The organism is Vibrio sp. B1REV9 (genome assembly GCF_905175395.2).
GTDB lineage: Bacteria > Pseudomonadota > Gammaproteobacteria > Enterobacterales > Vibrionaceae > Vibrio > Vibrio alfacsensis.
The window spans coordinates 184,197-202,726 of the sequence record NZ_CAJIMW020000221.1 but is presented as its reverse complement, the minus strand read 5'-3'; the positions used below and the strand labels follow the sequence as shown (position 1 = coordinate 202,726).

The following is an 18,530-nucleotide window of genomic DNA, read 5'->3' as shown; positions in this document are numbered from 1 at the left end:
GCTTGTTATATCGTGGCCAACTGTCTCAGGAAGAGAAGCTCAGGAAGAGAAGTAGTACTATGCGCCCTTATCTCAAATACATTATCCCAACGATCATTCCCTTGTTCGTATTGCTGATGCCGTTATCAGCGTTTCCATTTGATGGAATAACGATCATTCAACAGCGAGTGATTGCAATATTTTTGCTTGCCGCACTTTGTTGGGTATTTGAACCTATTCCCATTTACGCCACCTCTGTCGTGATCATTGTGCTTGAATTATTACTCGTTTCTAATAAGAGCATTATTCTTTTTCGGCTTGACGAGGGCCAACCTCACTTTGGGGAACTCCTGCAATACAACGAGATCATGGCGACGTTTGCAAGCCCAATCATCATGCTCTTTCTTGGTGGTTTCTTCCTTGCAATGGCCGCGACCAAATATCGTTTGGATGTGAACTTAGCACGCGTATTGCTAAAACCATTTGGTCAAAACCCGAAGTACGTGATGTTAGGTTTAATGCTTATCACGGCGATATTTTCCATGTTTATGTCAAATACGGCGACAACCGCGATGATGCTATCCATCCTAACGCCCGTTATTGCAGTATTTGGGCCCAAAGACCCAGGTAGAATCGCGTTTGCATTATGCATTCCGGTCGCGGCTAATATTGGCGGGATTGGCACGCCAATCGGAACCCCGCCAAATGCTATCGCGTTGAAATATTTAGTTGGTGACAACTTGATTACTTTTGGTGAATGGATGGTGTTTGGCGTGCCGTTTGTTGTGGTGATGATGACATTAGCTTGGTTCTTGATTAGCTTTTTATATAAAGCAGAGCAAACGACCATCAATTTGAACATCAAGAGCAAATTCTTAAAAACGCCGAAAGCCATGATCGTCTATATCACGTTTGCTGGTACGATTTTGCTCTGGTTAATGGGATCGGCACATGGCATGAATTCCTATACGGTGGCATTGATTCCCGTTGCCGTCTTTTCCTTAACGGGCATCATCAATAAAGAAGACTTGAAGAAGATATCGTGGGACGTGCTTTGGCTTGTATCTGGGGGTATTGCCCTGGGTCTTGCGCTTGATAAAACGGGCCTAGCAAGTTTAGTGGTCCACAGCATTCCCTTTGATGAGTTTTCTCCTTATGTGGTGTTATTTGGTGCGGCGTTCTTATGTTTAGTTATGGCCAATTTTATGTCCCATACCGCAACCGCTAACTTACTAATGCCAATTATGGCTGCGCTCGGCACATCAATGGCTTCCCTCACTCCATTGGGGGGAGAGGTAACCTTGATCCTAGTCGTGACCTTTGCTGCATCGTTAGGTATGTCTTTGCCGATCAGTACGCCACCGAATGCGCTAGCACACGCGACAGGGAATGTGCAGAGTAATCAAATGGCGAAAGTTGGGGTAGTGTTAGGTGTTGTGGGGGTCTTACTCAGTTTCTTGATGGTATGGATACTTCATACGGTTGGTCACATTGGATAAGCAATGTACGAAAGTAAATTAGATGCGCTAGTCGAGCGTTATTTCAGTCAAATAGAGCGCCGCATTACTGTGGCGGAGGGCTCTATTTTGATTGAGCAAGATGGCGATAACGAACGACTTTATTACGTACTATCTGGCGAGCTTGCAGGGTATTACTCCGAGGATGGGAAAAAACAGACTCAAGTATTTGCTGCATCACAAGGGGCGTTTATTGGTGTACACAGCTTTTTCTCAGGGACTTGGACGGCCTCGTCTACCGTGGTTGCACAAACAGATGTTGAGTTAGCTTGGATCGAACGCAATACGCCTGCGGTGCAAGCGAGTAAATATGGCCCATTGACCGCGCAATTTATGCCTGTGATGGTTAATGAATTGTCACGCCGTCAGCGTCGAGCGATGCAAGAAGCGCTCGGTAAAGAGAAAGCGCTTCAAAAGCTGCATACCGCAGAGCAGATGACAACACTTGGGCAACTGGCGGCGGGCATTGCACACGAGCTTAATAATGCAATTGGTGTCGTCAGCAGTAAATCAGAGCGCTTAGAATCAGTCATCATGGAATTGTTGGAAGAAGTGCATCCAGAAGCCAGTCAGTTTTTTGATTTCGGTTTAATGCAAGGGCAGAAAGTGTCTTCTAGTGAGGCACGAAAACGAGGCCGACATTTCGAAAAATATTACGGATTGCCGAAAGACATTGCTCGTGAATTGGCCCGAGCAGTACCGACGGACTACCTCAATGAACATTGGTTAAAGAAGCCCGAAGAGGCCATCCGCTATTGGCAAATGGGGCGAGATTTACACGACTTGCGAATTGCATCAAAACATACCGTAGGCATTGTGAAATCGGTTAAGCAACTTGGACGAACTGATATTGATAAGGAAGATGGGTTAAGGGTAAATGACTCCATTAATCAAGCGTTGGCTTTATTGCAAAGCGATTTAAGGCGGGTGAGTGTGCGCTTTAGCCCTGCTGAGTTGCCTTTGTTTATGGGGTCGCAAACGGAGTTGGTGCAGATCTGGGTGAACATTTTGAAGAACGCTTGTGATGCAATGAGAGAAACCGACTCGCCAGTCATTGAAATACAAACACGGGTCAGTAAAAGCAAAATTCTGGTGACTCTAGCAAATAATGGCCCAGAGATTGATGAAGCGACGCGCCGAAAGATATTTCAGCCAAATTTCACCACCAAAAAAGGGGGACTGTCATTTGGCTTAGGGCTAGGGTTGTCGATCGTAAAGCGCATCGTGGCGGGGTATAACGGCTCGATAGCGGTGAAAAGTGACAGCAAAAAAACCATATTTAGAATTAAATTACCGGTAGAGGATGAACATGGACAAGCTTAATTTAATTTGCGTTGATGATCAGCGAGAGGTGTTAAGTGCCGTTCTGCAAGACTTACAGTCATTGAGCCCATGGATCAATATCGAAGATTGCGAGTCTGCCGATGAAGTGCTCGAACTGATGGAAGAGTTAGATGCAGATGGTGAAATGATTGCACTGATTATTTCAGATCACGTCATGCCAGGGAAAACAGGCGTTGAGTTGTTAACTGAAGTTTCCCAAGACAGCCGTTTTATCCGTACTCGCAAAGTGCTGCTGACTGGGCAGGCGACACATACGGATACCATAAACGCAATTAATTCGGCAGGTATTGACCGTTATTTTGAAAAACCATGGCAAGCTGAACAATTGGTCGAGTGTGTAAGAAACCTGGTAACGAAATATATTTTCGATATGGGATTAGATTATACCGAATACCATGAATACTTAGATCAAGCCGTGGTATTAGAAAGATTGCGATAAACAGGTATAAGTAAAAAGGTCGAAGTAAAATGACAGGCATATCCCTGAGCAAAGATAGTACTGCTCAGGGGTAGCATCAGTCGGGTTGCGTTTATTGCCAATCAGAATTTCAACGTCTTACTGATTTAACGTCTTATTACTGATTCAAAGTCTTATTGCTGATTCAACGTATAGTGACTTGCACTCGCGACAGAGAGGGGCTTTGAATACCAATAGCCTTGCAGATAATCTACGCCTAATTCTGTGAAAAAATCACACATCTTGGCGTCTTCAATACCCTCAATAACCACTTCTATATTCTGCTCTCTGCAAATCGAGATTAAGAACTGCAGGTATGCTTGAGACGAATTATTAGTCAGTGTCTTCCAAGCCATTGATTTATCGATTTTGATTTGTGTCATTGGTAAATCAAAGAAGCAGTTGAGAGAGCTATAACCTGCACCAAAATCATCCAGTGAGAGCGCAAACCCAAGCTCACTTAGCGTGTTGAGGGGTGCAATTGCCGCTTGATTGTTATCGAGAATGAATGTTTCAGTCAGTTCCAACACAATGGCTTCAGGATGAATACCAGCATCGTCAGCGATGGTTTTGATTTTGGCTGGGAATTCACTGTTCAACAATTGCAGCACTGAGACGTTAACATTGACTCGAACTTGGTTGTGATGCTTTTCTCGATAGCGTTTAATAAAGTGACATGCCTTAGCAAAAACTTGATAGCCAAGCTCTATAATTAGGCCTTTGTTTTCTGCAACCGGAATGAACTCGTCTGGAAAGATTTCTCCAAATTCTTTGCTGCGCCAACGCACAAGTGATTCAAAACTCACTACTTGTCGTGTCGTGGCATCGATAATGGGTTGGAACTTCACACTTAGCGTTTTTTCTTGCAATGCTGTTTTTAGACCTTGCTCTATAAAAAAGTAACGGTCGACGGCTAATTGTGTTTTTTGGTTATAAATGGCGATCCGGTCTTTATTTTTCTCACTGGCGTATTGGCATGTGCGTGCCACCTTGCGCAAAATCTCTTCGGCGGGATGTTCAGTGGAAAAGCAAGGATATAAGCCAATACTGATGTTGCTACCGAGAGAAATACCGTCTTCGACAACGGCTTCATGATAGTTGCTTTTGATGGTTTTCGCGTATTGTTGGAGCACATCGAGATTGCACTCGTTTGGAACGAGAACAACAAAAGCATCGTCATGGACGCGATAAATTGAGCTGTCTTTTGACGGGAGAGTACTGACGGTGCGAATCAGTTTTTCGACCAAACCGTCAACAATTTTACTGCCATATTGGTTTAAGTAAGAGCGGATTTCTTCAATTTGGATGTAGAAGATGGAAGAACGTTGCGGGTCTTTATTGGTAATGCTATTGAGGTCAAATAGCAAGTGGGCGCGATTGGCCATACCCGAGGCGTTGTCATGAAAAGCTACCTGGTGGATGTAACTTTCCATCAACTTTTTATCTGAGATATCACGATGACTGCCAACCATATAAAGCCCTAATTGGCTCTCTTTAGTTAACGCCGTGCCCTCAACCCAAATGTATTGGCCATTAGGTTTTCGCAAGCGATAGGTTGTGGTGACTTTTGTGTTTTTGCTACTAATGTGTTGGTCAACACGCTGGGATAGTAATGCTCTATCTAATGGATGAACCAAAGCAAGCCATTGATCTAAGGTTATTCGTCCCGCATCAATGCCGAACTGCTTATAAAAAGATTGATTGTAAAAGACCATCGTGCCGAACTCATCCATATAGAAGAGTCCTTCACTAAAAACATCAAAGATGTGGATGAATTTTTCTTCAACAATTTGAAGAAATTCACGGTCGTGGTCAGAAATTGGTCGTTCAGCCTCGGTAGACAAGATAATTCCTCCGCAGCCCATCAAGAGTGGCAACGAAAATCAAAGCCTGATAAAAGTCTAAAGGCATGTTTTGATGTCCACTCAGTAAAGAAAGTTAAAGTGTGAATTCGACAAGTTTCTCATGCGCATTAGGCGTTGTAAAATAGAGTTATTGCTCTAATTGTCAATTTTCCCATAACTTGGTTCTTAGTATCAGCCGTTTATGATTCCGTATTATTGATGCGCGCCGCAAAATGATAAAAGAGTTGACGTGCTGATGAAATATCGCTCAAAACTCAAGGCAATATAAAGGGTTAGTAGCATAAATGTTGCTCTTTGGTTGATAGAACGCGCATTAATGTCAGTTTTTTCTAACGCTGGATGAGCTGATCTCATATAATCCTACACAATTCTATAAGCAGTTAATGAATATACCGATATGCAATACCGACAAGAAGATTCGATAAAAATAGCTATTGCAGATCTGGGCATAGGAATGTTCGTCACCGCTATTGAGCAAAGTAAACGAATTAATTTAGCCAATGCCGGGCGTGTTTCGAGTGAACTAGGTATAAAAAAACTCCAAGATAGTGGCGTCAAATACGTATGGGTTGACCAGAAACTCTCGGCAAAAGAATGCATTATTAAGCCCGTCGAAGAGCCTCACAACATTACGGTTGAAGCTGGTGAGTTAACGACAATACCAAAGATTCCCCGCTCATTTCGTTCTCGTGAAGTACAGCATAAACGTGCTAAAAAACTGATTGCTGAAGCGAAAGGCCTAGCCCAGAAACTACTTAACCAAACGTTTGAGGGGAAAGTACTCGAAGTCGATGAGATTGAGTCATGGGCAGATGACATGATCGAGAGTGTTTTTATTGACTCTGATGCGCTGCAGTGCGTGTCTGCATTGCGTAAAAAAGACTCTTACTTGCTTGAGCATTCAGTGAATGTGGCATGTTTGTTGGTGACGTTTGGCAAGCATCTAGGGTTAAATAAAGATGTACTTAAACAGTTGGCAATTGGGGGCATTATTCACGATATTGGCAAAATTAAAGTCGATGATGATGTTTTGCAAAAGCCTGCCCGCTTGACTCCTGAAGAGTTCGAGCACATGAAACTGCATCAAGTGTATGCGAAACGCATCATTCTTGGTGTGAAAGGGTTAAGTGATGTAAGTCGTGACGTGTGTTTAATGCATCACGAAAAACTCGATGGTAAGGGTTATCCATTGGGGTTGTCCGGTGATCAGATCCCACTACACGGGAGAATGAGCTGTGTTGTTGATATCTATGATGCGCTAACGTCTGAACGCGTTTATAAAAAGGGAATGAGCTCTGCAGAAGCATTTAAAATCTTGTTGAGTTTGACGCCATTCCATCTCGATGCTGATCTCGTTTATAAGTTCATTAACTGCATTGGAATATATCCTGTCGGCTCGATTGTGGAACTAAGCGATGGTCGAGTGGGGATTGTGTGGACATCAAACACTTCGCTACCACTTAAGCCTATCGTAAAGTGTTTTTATTCTCGTAAATATAAACGTTATGTTGAAGTCAGCATGGTGGATCTAAAACACAGTACGCTCAAAATAGAAAAAGCGGTTTCTCCTGTGTCACTCGAGGTGGATCCAAAACCTTTCTACGATTAAGTGGGTGACTCGACTTTGCTCACACACCTTTTGCAATGAAAGGCATTTTTAATGAAAGAGCACCCAAATATAAGTGTTCATGTTAAACAAGAGTGAATATTGATCGCTTTACATGATTGCATATAGACAGTATGTTGTTTGCATAGTTATGCCCAAGTATTTTGTGTTAACTCGGGTATAGTAAGTATTTCATGGATGGAAATACTTTGCTTCTAACATTCATCACATTGGATAAGGAAAGCCTGATGCAACTTGATACTTGGATTTATTATACCCTTGCGATATTGGTCCTTACTGCCTCTCCAGGGCCTAGCTCTCTGCTTTGTTTAAGCAAAGGCGTCAGTAGTGGTTTTCGATCTGCGTTTTTTACCGCGCTGGGTAGTTTAACTGCGATTACAACGATTCTGACATTGTCTTTTACGGGGCTTGGAGTTGTGATTGCCTCTTCTGAACTGGTATTCAATATCATTAAATGGTGTGGTGCGGCCTATCTGATTTGGCTTGGCGTTCAAGCACTACGTTCAAAACAAACCGATTTTACAAAAGGGAATGCAGAGCAGCCTACATCAGGCTATTTGAGTGCCTTTGCCAGTGGCTTTATCGTGGGCTCAAGCAACCCTAAAGCGATCGTCTTTTTTACCGCGTTATTTCCCCAGTTCATTGACCCATCCGCGCCATTGTTTACCCAGTACATTGTTTTTGCGAGCACTTTTGTTGTTTTTGAATTAACTTGGCTTGTTTTTTACGGATTGCTCGGGGTGAAAACGTCAAACTGGCTGTTTGTAAAAGGTCGCGCTAAGTTATTTAATCGTCTAACTGGCGGAGTGTTTATTAGTGCGGGTGTGATGTTATCCGCAACGAGTCGAAGCTAGGCTAATCGCTAATCGCTAATCGCTAATCGCTAATCGCTAATCGCTAATCGCTAATCGCTAGCATTATCCCTGATATCCACACTTCGCTATTGATGAATCGCACGAACAACAAAAGAGTTATTTCTGAATTGGAAATGACTCTTTTGTTTTTATTCATTAGTGGAAAAGACAAAAGACGCATAAAATCAGCATCAACCTTTTGAGCAATTGATATCAAAGGGTTAACCGTCGTATTTTCTTCAGGAATATCCTAGATGATTCAAAGCTTATCTGATCTTCAACAGCGTTTTCTTACTATTGCTACTGACAGCAATTTGTCACCAAAACAAAAATCCAACATCCTCGCTTTAGAAGCTGAAGCCAGCATTCCATATATGACCATCTCTGATGAAGTGAGCACTGCGATGCAGCAAGGCGTGATATGTGACATGTTTGAGGGGCATGCGCCGTTTAAGCCACGCTATGTTTTGCCTGATTACGCAAAGTTTCTTTCTCAAGGTTCAGAATACTTGGAGTTATCTCCGGCGGAAGATTTTGATGATGCCATCAACATGCTGACCATCATTTATCATCATGTGCCTTCAGTAACGAACATCCCGGTTTACCTCGGTCAACTTGATGATGTTTTAATGCCCTATGTTGGGGAACTGACGGAAGCACAAATCTACAAGAAACTTAAACACTTCTGGATCATGCTTGATCGCACATTGCCAGATGCATTCATGCACGTGAATATCGGCCCATCAGATAACATCATTTGTCGTACGATTTTGAAAGTAGATGCAGAACTCAAGCAAATTGCCCCAAACTTGACGTTCATGTACGACGAAGCCGTGACTCCAGATGATTTGTTGAAACAAGCGACACAAAATATTTGTGAATGTAGCAAGCCACACATTGCAAATTATCCAATTCATGCAAATGCTTACGATGGTGGTCGATTTGGTATTGTGAGTTGTTATAACTCTTTGCCTTTGGCTGGTGGCTCGAACACGTTAGTACGTATGAACCTTAAAGAGGCAGCAAAGCGAGCAGATAACCGCGATGACTTTTTTGCGAATGTGCTACCAGAGTACCATGGTTTGATGGTCGAACTAATGGATGCGCGTGCTTCACACTTACACGAAAAATCAGAGTTTTTTAAAGGCTTCTTAACCCAAGAGGGCCTCATTGAAGCGTCTCGCTTTGCGCCAATGTACGGGATTTACGGCATGGCGGAAGCGGTGAACGTATTACTTGAAAAAGAGAATATTGAAAGCCGTTACGGTCAAGATGATCTCGCGAATGAACTCGGTCACGCCATTTCTGCGAAACTTGCTGAACTGGTCGACAGCACGCCGGTTAAATATGGTCTTGAGGGTAAAGCGTTATTACACGCTCAAGGGGGCATCAGTCTTGATTTAGACGTCACTCCAGGTGTACGTATTCCTTATGGTACTGAGCCTGATCCCGTGTCTTACGTGCAAGCGACAGCCGCGCACCATCAATATTATCGCTCTGGGATCAGTGATATTTTGACCATCGATGAAACGGTAAAATCAAACCCAGAAGCCATGTTTAACCTGTGCAAAGGTGCGCTGAATGCTGGTTATCGTGAGTTCACTGCGAACGTTGCATCCAATGATCTGGTCCGCGTCACGGGTTATATGGTGAAACTGTCGGATATTGCAAAGTACGATTCAGAGGGTTCGCGTACAAACACGACGTTTTTAGGGGCGGAAGCGGCAAAAAATACGGGTATTCTAGAGCGCTCACCTCGTGTGGTGAGCCACGAAATGTCACCGACTTACGTAAAGTAATTGGGGATAGGTAACAATAAGATGACAAGACGTACAGACAATCTACGAGCAAAGGTGAGTCGTATCCTGCCTTTTTCTTGTGTTGATGGGCCGGGAAACCGTCTTGTTGTCTTCTTACAGGGTTGTAATTATCAGTGTATTACTTGCCACAATCCCCACACGATCAATCACTGTAATCATTGCGGTGATTGTGTTGGGGAGTGTCCAGCAGGTGCGCTGAAGTTCAACGAAAACAACAACGTTGTTTGGCTAAAAGAGGAGTGCACCCACTGCGATCGTTGTATAGAAATATGTCAGCATCACTCTAATCCAAAAATTACTGACTATTCTGTTGAAGCAATGCTCGATTTGATACGTAAACAACGTTTTTTTATTAGCGGTGTAACAGTATCCGGTGGGGAATCTACCTTACAGCTTCCTTTCATCATTGCGTTATTTAAAGGGATAAAGCAAGACCATGAATTGCAGCATCTCACTTGTTTTATAGACAGCAATGGATCGTTGTCGCTTTCTGGATGGGAGCGTGTCTTGCCATATATGGATGGCGCAATGATTGATCTCAAGTCATGGCAGCGAGAGACACATCAGTGGTTGGTGGGCCGTGATAACCATCGTGTACTTCAAACCATTCAATATCTTGCTCAAGCAAACAAGCTCTACGAAGTGCGTTTACTCCATATTCCGGGAAAAAGTGATTTGGATATTGAAGCTGAAGCGGTAGGTCGTTATCTGCAAACATTACCGGAATCGGTACAGATTCGCCTAAACGCTTTTCAACATCACGGTGTCACAGGGGAGGCGTTAGATTGGGAGAAATGTTCAAAAATAGAAATGGAACGATTTCATGCTCAGCTAAGTCACTTCGTTACCCGTCCAATCACGATGCCTCAAGTATTCGTTTGAAAGGTCTAGTTTGATCCCTTTACGTCATCAGATATCCTATTAAGGTTTGCCAACAAGAGTATTGCTTGCGTTGAAAAGCTGTTGTTGCAACCACTGCAAAGCGGGATCGTTTAAGCTCGCTTTGTTCCAAACCAAACTATACGCCACTTGCCCATATTCAAAGGGGAGAGGCTTTTGAACTAATCCCTTGGCTTGCAAGGCCGCGTTCGCCCACAGCTTTGAGCAAGTAAATAGATAATCGGAATGATGACACATCACTGCAGCCGATCCAAAGTCAGCTACCGTCATCGCGACGTTTCTCTTGGCATGATGCTGGGTTAAGTTTTGTTCAAAGTAAGGTTGTGATAAATCTTTGTCGTGAATGCCTAAATGTCTTGCACTCAAGTATGCGTTGATGGAAAGCGCCTTGTTCACCAGTGAGTTTTGATTTCCCATCAAACAAATCATTTCATCTTCTAAAATGGCCTGCCAAACCAAGTCTTTATTGCTGGTTGGGGGCTGACTAATATCGTGCGGTAACAGCATAAAGTCGACTTGGCCACGGACCAGTGAATCAAAGTTCATTTGTTCTTTTGCGTAGACATGCAACTGCGCACTGTCGCCGATTTGTGTTGAAAGGGACTGCAATATAGGGGCGAAAATCTCAAACGTACTTTCACGCATCGCGAGCGAAAAGCAGCCTTGATACTGTGCAGGATCGAATGAGCCTTGGTAGAGTAAACCGTTCATGCTCGATAAAATACCATGGATTGATGGCCCAATATTGAGCGCAAAGGGCGTCGGAACTAAATGAGTTCCATCACGATAGAAAAGCTCATCTTTTAGGATATCCCGCAGTTGACTGAGAGTTTTACTGACGCTCGATGGCGTAACGCATAACTGTTCTGCTGCTTGAGTAACGCTGTGTGTCGTAAGCAGCATGTGCAAAACGGTTAGGTGCTTAAGGCTAATGCGTGAGAGTGTTAAATAGTCCATTCGACAGGCTAATTCGGGTGATTTTTCTCAGTATATCAAAATATTATTATGAAACATTTTTTTACGATTACTGAAGCACGAAAAAATAGGCGCTTCCATTCGTGCTCTATGCAATAGTTTGGCTCAACTCGGCCCTTGATGAGGACGGTAGTGGTAATATCCTTTAGAGGACGAATTATTGGGGGCGAAAGTCGGCCAAAATAAGGGATTGCGCCCAAGCGTGGGAGATGATTTACTCGCATTTCCTAAGTAACAGAGGTTTAAATAAACTTAATGGACGACCCCTTTAGTCGACTGAACAATTCACTGTATGGCTTCCAATCGCAGGAGGCATACTCATGTTAGAACTTTTCATGCAACCAGAAGCGTGGGCTATCTTCGCGACCTTGTTTGCTCTTGAAGTTGTCTTAGGCGTTGATAACGTCGTATTCATCTCCGTTCTGTGTGAACGATTACCATTGCACCAGCGTAAACTTGCCCGCAATCTAGGTATTGGCCTTGCGGTGATGGCGCGTATTGTTTTGGTGTTCTCGATCTCTTGGATCATGCAACTTACTCAGCCATTAATCAGCTTTGGCGCTCATGCGTTTACTGGTCGTGATTTGATTATGATTGCAGGTGGTGCGTTCCTACTGGCGAAAAGCTTGAAAGAGTTGTGGAGTTGGTTAACACACACCGAACACGGTCACTCGACCCACGTCCGTACTGGCTTGGCAGTGGTTCTACTGCAGATCGTAGCGGTTGATGCGGTGTTTTCGATGGACTCGGTGATTACTGCGGTTGGTTTAACGAGCGAAGTACCCATCATGGTAGCGGCGATCATCTCATCGGCGATTGTGATGGTGTTAACGGCAGAGAAAATCAACAACCTAGTGACGCGTTACCCGGGCTTTAAGACCCTTGCTCTACTGTTTCTAGTATTGCTTGGTGGTTTGTTGATGGCAGAAGGCTTCGCTATTCACATCAACAAAGGTTACGTGTATTTCGCGATGGCGTTTGGTTTAGTGTTGGAGATGTGTCATATCCAGCTTAAGAAAAAACAACGTCCAGTTATTCAAAGAATTCGTCCAATCCGACCTCGTTCTATTGCGCTTCAAACGCGATAACTGACTTAAATGCGATAAGTGAAACGCAGTCATTGAAGTCTATTAAGCCGCTCTTCTGAGCGGCTTTTTTACATGAAAATCTTTGGTTGACCAAACGGTTGTCGTTTCGATTAAAAATGCCATTTGTCGTTGTAGCACGCATTTTCTATATAGAAGCTCCCAAAACAAACAAGTGATAATGAGAATGAACAAACTGATCGATGCGTTAGCAACGGACGGATATTACATTTGGGATGATTTTCTTTCACAGCAGGAAGTGATAGAGCTACGTGACTGTATTCCCGAAAATTGGAAGAACGCACGTATTGGCCGCAATGATGATGTAACGCGTATTGAAACAATCCGCAGTGATAAAATTCAGTGGCTAAAGCGTGATATGGGTGAGCCCGTCACGTCTTTCTTAGACAAAATGGAAGCGATTCGCTTAGAAGCAAACCGCCATTTCTTCCTGGGTTTGTTTGAGTACGAAGCACACTTTGCGAAATATGAGAAAGGTGACTTCTACCAAAAACATCTTGATTGTTTTAAAGGCAATGAAAACCGCCGCCTAACCACAGTGTTCTACATGAACGAATCGTGGAGCGAAGAAGATGCTGGTGAGTTGGTGGTGTACGATTTGAATGACAATAAAATCGCGACGATTCCTCCGCGATCAGGTCGTCTGTTCGTGTTCTTATCGGAACAATTCCCACATGAAGTGTTGCCGACAAACGCTGAGCGATTCAGCATTGCGGGTTGGTTCCGTATCAATGGCGTAAAAGACAACCAATTGGATATCGCACACTAATCGAGTTGATGAGTTGAGGTTAAATAGTAGGGGTAGTGTTAAGCACTGCCCCTTTTTTATGTTTCGAATCGTGTTTTTACACTCATTCCATATTCTGTGATGTTAACGCATCGAAGTGATTGAAAAAGCGTCTAAAATAACACAAGGCTTAACGCTCTCTCAAATCGATTCAGATACGGAAAAGGAATGGGTATGCTGAAACACCTGCTCTATCGTGGTTACACTAATGGACTAAAAGTGGCTGCGCACATTCTTCCTATGCCTAGGCCTACGCTGTTTTCTGGAGCAGGCAGTGCTTATGAACTCATCGAAGCGATAGCGGAACTTGGCTTCAACAAGTTGCTTTTGGTGACCGATGAGGGGTTGGTACAAATAGGCATGGCGAAGCAAATTTCACAAAGCGCACAATCGCAAGGCTTAGAGGTGATCTTGTATGCAGAAGTGAAGCCTGATCCGACTTACGATCAAGTAGAAAGTGGTTTAGATGTATATTTACAGTCTCAGTGTGATGCAATCTTAGCGCTAGGTGGCGGCTCAGCAATGGACTGTGCCAAAGTTATCGCAGCAAGAGTGACTAATCGACGCCCAATCAAAAGGCTAGCGGGACTGTTTCGAATTTGGCGAGCGCCTGCCCCTCTATTTGTTATACCAACGACATCTGGAACTGGCTCAGAGGTGACCATCGCGGCGGTTGTTTCTGAACCTGATACACACAAAAAAACACCATTGATGGATCCTAAGTTGGTTCCGCTTATGGCTGCTCTAGATGCGAACTTGTTGCTTGGCTTACCGCCAAAAATAACGGCTGACACTGGCATTGATGCGCTTACCCATGCGCTAGAGGCATATATCTCTCGTAATGCAACACAAGAAACGAAAGCCTACTCAGTCGCGGCGATGAAGCTTATCTTCGAATATTTGCCGCGCGTAGTTGAAAAGGGCAGTGACGTTAACGCGAGGCACAAGATGGCGATGGCGTCGTATTACGCGGGACTGGCGTTTACCAAAGCAAGTTTGGGCTACGTGCATGCATTTTCGCACAACTTAGGTGCGAAATATGGCTTACCTCATGGTATGGCAAATGGTTTGGCTCTGCTGCCAGTACTTCGTTTTTCTTTGCCTGAAATAGAGCCTCAATTGGCTGCACTAAGTGAAGGGTTAGAGGTGGGGGAAAGTGAAGAGATTCCAAGCGCACAAGCATTTATCGATAGAATTGAGAACTTGTATCAGGTTATCGGAATTGAGCAAGTGACAGATAAGATCCAGCCTTCAGATACGCAAGAGCTTGTGCGACTTATCTTAAAAGAAGCACATTGGAACTATCCAGTTCCGAAGTTTATGAATGAGCAAGAATGCGCCCAGATATTGGCTGAAATATCTATATAGTATAAGTGTAAATTTTAGTGTACGGATATGGTTTGTTATCCTTACACTTCGCTTGACCTTATCATAAAGATCCTACAGAATCGATTTCATACCAATTGTGGCGTCTAATGACAGGGGTTTTTACCCGATTTGATGCTGATGAATCTTATTAAGCCGTAAAGATAATTATACAATGAGTCGATCTAAAGTATTTGGTAGTACCCTAATCATTGCAGGGACTACGATTGGTGCTGGTATGCTAGCACTTCCTCTTGCTTCTGCAGGCATTGGTTTCTCTACTTCCTTGGCCATCATGCTAGGTTTATGGGCATTGATGGCTTTTACTGCATTGCTTATGCTGGAGCTTCATCAGTATGCTGACAGTAGTGCAACGCTTCACACTCTCGCCAAACAAATTTTAGGGAAAAAGGGTAAGTGGGTAGCAAGCTTTGCGATGCTTTTCTTGTTTTACTCATTGTGTGCGGCTTACATCGCGGGTGGTGGTGCTCAGTTTGGTGATCGTCTAGCCGAGTGGTTTGGTTTAGATATTTCAGGTTCGAGTTCAACCATCATCTTCACACTTATCGTGATGCTGGTGGTGACGGTGGGTACGAGCACGGTCGATAGAGTAAATCGTGTACTATTTGGCCTGAAGATGGTGACCATGATTGCGGTGCTGTCTTTCCTCGCTCCGAACGTGACCGAATCTTACTTATTGAGCATGCCGATAGAGCAGGGGCTGATTGTTGCGGCGATTCCCGTTATCTTTACGTCGTTCGGTTTTCACGGCAGTATTCCTGCAATCGTCAACTACTTAGATGGCGATACATCATCACTGCGTAAAGCGATCATTGTAGGATCAACAATCCCATTAGTGATTTACATTTTCTGGCAAATTGTCACGCTTGGCGTGGTAAGCCAAGATACGTTAATTGAAAATGGTGGTTTGAGCGCCTTAATTGGCCAACTATCTCAAACGGTTCATCAGTCTAATCTAGGTAGTGTGGTCGGTTTATTTGCAGACCTTGCGCTTCTTACTTCTTTTCTCGGTGTGAGTTTAGGTCTATTTGAATTCTTGGGAGACACCATCAAGGGCGATAGCGATAAGCCAAACCGTTTGATTGCCGCGGTCGTTACATTTACACCACCACTAGGCTTTGCACTGTTTTACCCACAAGGCTTTATTATGGCATTGGGTTACGCCGCTATTGCTTTAGCGATTCTTGCCATCTTCTTACCGTTGGTGATGATTATAAAAGTTCGTCGCTCAGAAGAGTTTACTGGCGAATACCGAGTGGCGGGTGGTCAAGGTGCGCTGGTTATAACAGGTGTAGCTGGCACAGGCATCGTAATGGCACAAATTCTTATTACCTTGGGTGTACTTCCTGCGTTAGGTTAAAAACCAAACCAATTGGTATCAAAAAATCGAACTGTATAAAACAGCCAGTGCCCGAAGTGTACTGGCTTTTTTGATCTGGATTAAGCTACGTTGCGATTCTAAGTGAAAAAATTGGCAAAAATTTGGTTTTATTTCGTACACTTAACTTGTGGTATGTCGATTATTTAGGGGAAGAAAGACTGCTCGAATTACATCACAGACGCTGACTTTCGTGGGGTTTTCTTCAGGTTTCTCTACATGGTGTGGAGGTGAAGTATGGCGCACCGGAGTTTTTACCCGTTTGCAAAATCGCTCAATGAGCAAATGCAAACATTAAAGAATCGAATGCAAGCACATTTGCCGTGTGTCGATAGGGTGTCGTTTGCCAAGTTTCATCCTAAACAAGGCCTGCTTAAATCTTGTGCTGAAAGTGAGTTCGATACTTGGTGTTTGGCCCATCATGAAGCGCCACTTCGTAAATTGCATCATCTGAGCATTTCTGCCGACAATGCTATTCCTCGCGTCGTGAATGATTTAAACGACATTCGCCACTGTCCACGTATCAAAACCTTATTAAAGCAGGGCTATCATTCTTCCGTCGCAATTCCTTGCTATGACCGTCAAACGTTCACGGGTTTTGTCTTTCTGAATTCTATCCAACCCAATGCCTTTAGGGCAGAGGCGCTAAATGGTTTAAAGCCCTATTTTGATATGGTACAGTTTGCCGTGGAATCAGAAGATCACGTTGTGAATGCCATCGAACTGTTAGCGGAAAAAGTACAAAACTTGTTGCCAAGTTACTCACCAGAAGTGTATTCGCACAGCAAGCGGATGGGGATGTACGCGCAATTAATCGCGGCGCGATTGGCTGACAGGCATCATCTCAGTGATGAAATGGTCGAGCAAATTGGCATGTTTGCGCGGTATCATGCCCTTAGCAATATCAAACTGCCTACTGATCTGATTTGTAATCGTCGTTGCAAGAATGCAGAGCAAGAGGCGTTACTGAGCGAACACATTGAACAATGCGTGGAAACTGCGGACAACATCGTTGAGCGTATAGGAAATCCTGTTCACCCAAGTGTGACGCTATTCCAACAAATTATGGCTTACCAATATGAGAACCTCGATGGCTCTGGTTATCCTTATGGGTTAAGCCATGGTGATATTCCAATTTCGGCCCAAATCGTAGCTGCTGCGAATGTGTTTGACGTGATGACCACACATCATCCATATCATCAAGCGTGGTCAATTCCTTATGCGTTATTAGAGTTAGAAAAGCGAGTGTATCAAGGCTTGTTGTCCAATGAATGCGTTAATGCTTTGCGCGATCACCAAGCTTATTTAAAGCAAATCATCCACAAATATCCGGAGCACTATGCTGCAATGGGTTTAATGTAACGAGTGAATAACGAAGCAAAAAGTTGACGAGGAGGAAGTTATAATTAATACTGTATTTATATACAGTAAGTAGTTTGGAGGTGAAGTATGTTGTGGGAAACCCTAGAAAGAGTAAACCGCTTACGCCAACAAGCAATGGCGAATTCTGAGTTCGTTGAGTCTGCAAAAGAGCATGAAGAAGCCTTGCTAGACCAAGAATATCATTACTACCCTAAAAAGCGTTCAGCCAAAGACAAACAAGGCAAGAAGTCGCTGGCCGATATCTATAAAGAAGTAGAATTTGGCGCTGACGCTCGTCATTAATTGATTAAATAACGCTGCGGCTTGCATCCAATTGTTCTCATCGCCGCAGTTCTCTATCCACAAAGTTTCTATCCACAATGTGGATGTTCAATAATGGTAATGCAAATGGCTTTCAACGTTATTCGAAAGTGTGACATTACTCAAAGTCATCCGATGAAAATGGAAAATAAAAAAATCCCCCGAATTTCTCCGGGGGATTTTTTAGAAGTCAGCTTTGCGTACATAGTGTGGATTTTTGTACTTTTTCTCAGGCCCAAAAGTAGAGACGACCAATTTGTTCCAAAGCGTTTTATCAAACTCTCCTTTAGGAATGGAGGGGTAAATCGTTTCCTCTTCTTCTCGGGCAAAGTTCATATACTGCTTTTTCTTAATTTGATTGTATTTTTTGGCAATCTGATTGTGCTTTCTCACCCACTCAAGCTTATATTCACGCAGAACGTGCTCCGCTTTCTCCACTTCCATGCGAGATAAGAAGAGACGCTTATAAGACACTTTTCTATCAATCATGGTGCGCATGACGGTCTGAATATATTTACCGTGATGAGTGATGGTTATGTCTTTCTCATCAATAGGTGTGATACACCAGCCCTTTGGTAAAAAGTGGGGCTTTTTAAACTGCTTATTACGTTCCATTAGCACCTGATGAAGAACTAAATCAGAGGTGCCGCGGAAAGTCTTTTGCCATTTAGCGATTCGAATTTGTAGCGAACCTGGCAAGCGATAGATGTTAGTAAACTTATCTTGATCCATGGACTTCAATCATGAAATTAATATGCAATATTGAATGTGGCAGACACGAAACTCGAGCGTCGCATCAAAGTGCAGCGCACTATATTTTCGAAGATGTACATAACATTTTCAAAGATATAC

16 protein-coding genes are annotated in these 18,530 nt (G+C 43.5%); 13 read left to right on the top strand and 3 right to left on the bottom strand.

Translation table 11 applies throughout. From position 1 onward, the window contains the following. Positions 1-59: 59 nt before the first annotated feature. Genes KHN78_RS00985 through KHN78_RS00975 form a run of 3 tightly spaced genes read left to right on the top strand, consistent with a single transcriptional unit; the run spans position 60 to position 3,279 of the window. Positions 60-1,478 (top strand): SLC13 family permease, encoded by a 1,419-nt coding sequence (locus KHN78_RS00985; protein ID WP_211919379.1) that lies wholly within the window; start codon positions 60-62, stop codon positions 1,476-1,478. 3 nt (positions 1,479-1,481) lie between these two features. Beyond that, positions 1,482-2,819: an ATP-binding protein gene (locus KHN78_RS00980; RefSeq protein ID WP_211919377.1), complete on the top strand. Its 1,338-nt coding sequence runs from the start codon at positions 1,482-1,484 to the stop codon at positions 2,817-2,819. Next, complete coding sequence (locus KHN78_RS00975) at positions 2,806-3,279, top strand: response regulator (protein ID WP_128811028.1); 474 nt, start codon at positions 2,806-2,808, stop codon at positions 3,277-3,279. Before KHN78_RS00980 ends, KHN78_RS00975 begins: the two co-directional genes overlap by 14 nt. A gap of 152 nt (positions 3,280-3,431) precedes the next feature. Here the strand turns inward: KHN78_RS00975 and KHN78_RS00970 are convergent, their stop codons facing one another. Next, the gene (locus KHN78_RS00970) at positions 3,432-5,162 is read right to left on the bottom strand and encodes an EAL domain-containing protein (protein ID WP_211919954.1); all 1,731 of its coding nucleotides are present in this window, start codon (positions 5,160-5,162) and stop codon (positions 3,432-3,434) included. A gap of 397 nt (positions 5,163-5,559) precedes the next feature. Here KHN78_RS00970 and KHN78_RS00965 point away from each other — a divergent pair, with 397 nt between their 5' ends. The 4 genes from KHN78_RS00965 to KHN78_RS00950 all read left to right on the top strand — a co-directional run bounded on the left by KHN78_RS00965 (position 5,560) and on the right by KHN78_RS00950 (position 10,345). After that, positions 5,560-6,771 carry an HD-GYP domain-containing protein gene (locus KHN78_RS00965; RefSeq protein WP_211919374.1) on the top strand — a complete coding sequence of 404 codons (1,212 nt, stop codon included), beginning with the start codon at positions 5,560-5,562 and terminating at the stop codon, positions 6,769-6,771. 245 nt (positions 6,772-7,016) lie between these two features. After that, complete coding sequence (locus KHN78_RS00960) at positions 7,017-7,643, top strand: LysE family translocator (protein ID WP_211919953.1); 627 nt, start codon at positions 7,017-7,019, stop codon at positions 7,641-7,643. A gap of 254 nt (positions 7,644-7,897) precedes the next feature. After that, positions 7,898-9,442 carry a YjjI family glycine radical enzyme gene (locus tag KHN78_RS00955; RefSeq protein ID WP_211919372.1) on the top strand — a complete coding sequence of 515 codons (1,545 nt, stop codon included), beginning with the start codon at positions 7,898-7,900 and terminating at the stop codon, positions 9,440-9,442. A 21-nt stretch (positions 9,443-9,463) separates the two neighbouring features. Then, on the top strand, positions 9,464-10,345 hold the full coding sequence (locus KHN78_RS00950) for a YjjW family glycine radical enzyme activase (protein ID WP_211919363.1): 882 nt from the start codon (positions 9,464-9,466) through the stop codon (positions 10,343-10,345). A 39-nt stretch (positions 10,346-10,384) separates the two neighbouring features. Here the strand turns inward: KHN78_RS00950 and KHN78_RS00945 are convergent, their stop codons facing one another. Further along, positions 10,385-11,320, bottom strand: coding sequence for a LysR family transcriptional regulator (locus KHN78_RS00945; protein WP_211919361.1), 936 nt, complete (start codon positions 11,318-11,320; stop codon positions 10,385-10,387). Positions 11,321-11,658: 338 nt separating this feature from the next. Here KHN78_RS00945 and KHN78_RS00940 point away from each other — a divergent pair, with 338 nt between their 5' ends. The 6 genes from KHN78_RS00940 (at position 11,659) to KHN78_RS00915 (ending at position 17,660) form a co-directional block, all read left to right on the top strand. Next, positions 11,659-12,426, top strand: coding sequence for a TerC family protein (locus tag KHN78_RS00940; RefSeq protein WP_211919359.1), 768 nt, complete (start codon positions 11,659-11,661; stop codon positions 12,424-12,426). 184 nt (positions 12,427-12,610) lie between these two features. After that, a complete protein-coding gene (locus KHN78_RS00935) occupies positions 12,611-13,213 on the top strand; it encodes a 2OG-Fe(II) oxygenase (RefSeq protein ID WP_211919356.1) in 603 nt (200 codons plus the stop codon). 192 nt (positions 13,214-13,405) lie between these two features. Further along, entirely contained in the window at positions 13,406-14,599 is a 1,194-nt protein-coding gene (locus KHN78_RS00930) for an iron-containing alcohol dehydrogenase (protein ID WP_211919355.1), read from the top strand. 172 nt (positions 14,600-14,771) lie between these two features. Then, positions 14,772-15,977, top strand: coding sequence for an aromatic amino acid transport family protein (locus KHN78_RS00925; protein ID WP_211919353.1), 1,206 nt, complete (start codon positions 14,772-14,774; stop codon positions 15,975-15,977). Between the two features lie 255 nt (positions 15,978-16,232). Further along, on the top strand, positions 16,233-17,357 hold the full coding sequence (locus KHN78_RS00920) for an HD-GYP domain-containing protein (protein ID WP_211919350.1): 1,125 nt from the start codon (positions 16,233-16,235) through the stop codon (positions 17,355-17,357). Positions 17,358-17,444: 87 nt separating this feature from the next. After that, positions 17,445-17,660 carry a hypothetical protein gene (locus KHN78_RS00915; protein ID WP_128811017.1) on the top strand — a complete coding sequence of 72 codons (216 nt, stop codon included), beginning with the start codon at positions 17,445-17,447 and terminating at the stop codon, positions 17,658-17,660. 201 nt (positions 17,661-17,861) lie between these two features. Here the strand turns inward: KHN78_RS00915 and KHN78_RS00910 are convergent, their stop codons facing one another. Then, positions 17,862-18,410, bottom strand: coding sequence for a hypothetical protein (locus KHN78_RS00910; protein ID WP_211919348.1), 549 nt, complete (start codon positions 18,408-18,410; stop codon positions 17,862-17,864). Positions 18,411-18,530: the final 120 nt, after the last annotated feature.